We start from the raw sequence: 2174 nt of genomic DNA, 5'->3' as shown, positions 1-2174 counted from the left end.
GGTCGTTAAGCCATCTACCGGAGACCTCGCTATTTATCGATCAACGCCACGCCGTGAACATCAACCGGCACCGCCGACTTCGATACACGCCCTAGTGGCCTAAGCGTCACGCCGAACGAACAACACCCCGGCGATGATCAGCAGAAGCGCGGTCCAGCCGGCGAAGACCGCCAGGCCCTGCCAGGCCGACAGCAGATCGTCCGGGACCGACCGGGGCTGCATGATGAGCTGGCCGGCGTTGGTCGGCATCCACGCGTTGATGTGCCGTCCCCAGCTGTCCGGTAGCAGACCGGTCAGGTTGGACAGGACGAGCACGATGCCGAGCACCGCGGTGATCGCGCCCGCCGTATGCCGCACGATGGCGCCGACGGCCAGCGCGAACAGGCCGAGCAGGGCCAGATAGAGGCCGGCACCGAACACGGCCCGGGCGACGCCCGGGTCGCCCAGCGCGACCGGGATGTGCGAGGCGATGATCGGCCGGCCGACGAAGAACGCCGCGAAGCTGAGCAGCTCGCCGACGACGAGCATGAGCACCGCGAAGACGGCGACCTTGGCGGTCAGCACGGTGAGCCGGCGAGGCTGGGCCTGCAGGGTCGAGCGGATCATCCCGGTGGTGTACTCGGCGGAGATCACCATGACGCCCAGCACGGCGACGACGAGCTGACTGACGAAGACCGGCCGGACCAGGATGACCTCCAGCGGGTGCCCGGCCAGGTCGAGGCGTTCCGACGGGTCGAGGTGCGGCCAGCGGTTCATTGTCGCCCAGGCGATCAGGGACATCAGCCCGAGCGCGATGACCGCCATGGCCAACAGCGAGAAGCCGGTCGAGCGTACGGTGCGCAGCTTGGTCCATTCGGACCGCAGCGCCCCGCCGAGGCCGGCGGGCCGGGTGGCCGGCGGCAGGACAGCCGGTGTCTCGGTCAACGTCGCGGTGGACATGCTCAGCCTTCCCGGGTCATTGCGGGGACCGCGGCGTGGTACTCGACGCTGTCCTTGGTCAGTTCCATGAACGCCTGCTCGAGCGAGGCCTGCAGCGCCGACAGCTCGTGCAGCCGGATGCCGCTGTCGAAGGCGAGGTCGCCGACCCGGTCGAGGGTCAGCTCGGTGATCAGCAGGCCGTCGCCGGTGTCGTCGGGCACCGACTTCCCGCCGTGCCGGGCGAGCACACCGGCCAGCTCGGCCGCCTGCGGGGTACGGACCCGCACGACCAGCTGCGAGTTCTGCTCGATGAACTCGCGTACCGTGCAGTCGGCGATGATCCGGCCCCGGCCGATGACGATCAGGTGGTCCGCCGTGTTCTCCATCTCCGACATCAGATGGCTGGAGACGAACACCGTGCGGCCCTGCGCGGCCAGGCTCTTCATCAGGTTGCGGATCCAGAGGATGCCCTCGGGATCGAGCCCGTTCACCGGCTCGTCGAACATGAGGATCTTCGGATCGCCGAGCAGCGCCCCGGCGATACCCAGGCGCTGCCCCATGCCGAGCGAGAAGCCCTTGGCCCGCTTACGCGCCACCTCGGTCAGGCCCACCTGCTCGAGGACCTCGTCGACCCGGCGGCGCGGCAGGTTGTTCGTCTGGGCCAGGCACAGCAGATGGTGGTACGCGCTGCGGCCACCGTGGATGGCCTTGGCGTCGAGCAGCGCGCCGACCTCACGCATCGGGTTCGCCATCGTGGCGAACGGCTTACCGTCGATCGTCACCTGGCCGGCGGTCGGCGTGTCCAGGCCGAGGATCATGCGCATCGTGGTCGACTTACCGGCCCCGTTCGGACCGAGGAACCCGGTCACGATGCCGGGCCGGACGCTGAACGACAACCCGTCGACAGCGGTCCGCTCGCCGTAACGTTTGGTGAGATTCTGTGCTTCGATCATCGCTTCCGCGGTCCCTTCGTACGGACCGCAACGGCGATCCGGTCACCGGACCCTAAGATCGACGGACTTAGAAAACGCTGAGTCGAGCACAGGGTGCGCTCAGGCTGCCGTCGCCGTCACTCGTTGTCAGCAGCACGGTGAACACGGTGGAGAAGTTCCCTCAGAGGCCGAAGGAGGATCCGAGTGAGCGCGCGTCGGAGGCGCATCTGAGCAGCGGCAGCTGGAGTTGTTCCTCGACGAATCGCAGGGTCGAGCAGTGGGTCAGCGGCTGGGCGGTGCTGACGTGGTGGACGGTCGGCGCTA

At 68.1% G+C, this 2174-nt stretch carries 2 protein-coding genes; both read right to left on the bottom strand.

Translation table 11 applies throughout. The features are described from left to right. Window positions 1-99: 99 nt before the first annotated feature. Window positions 100-939: an ABC transporter permease gene (locus AB0M88_RS53215; RefSeq protein WP_364116311.1), complete on the bottom strand. Its 840-nt coding sequence runs from the start codon at window positions 937-939 to the stop codon at window positions 100-102. A 2-nt stretch (window positions 940-941) separates the two neighbouring features. Beyond that, window positions 942-1871: an ATP-binding cassette domain-containing protein gene (locus AB0M88_RS53210; protein ID WP_364116308.1), complete on the bottom strand. Its 930-nt coding sequence runs from the start codon at window positions 1869-1871 to the stop codon at window positions 942-944. Between the last annotated feature and the right edge of the window lie 303 nt (window positions 1872-2174).

Source organism: Actinoplanes sp. NPDC051411 (genome assembly GCF_040682075.1).
GTDB lineage: Bacteria > Actinomycetota > Actinomycetes > Mycobacteriales > Micromonosporaceae > Actinoplanes.
Note: the sequence above shows the minus strand (reverse complement) of the source record. Positions and strands in the feature narration are given on the sequence as shown.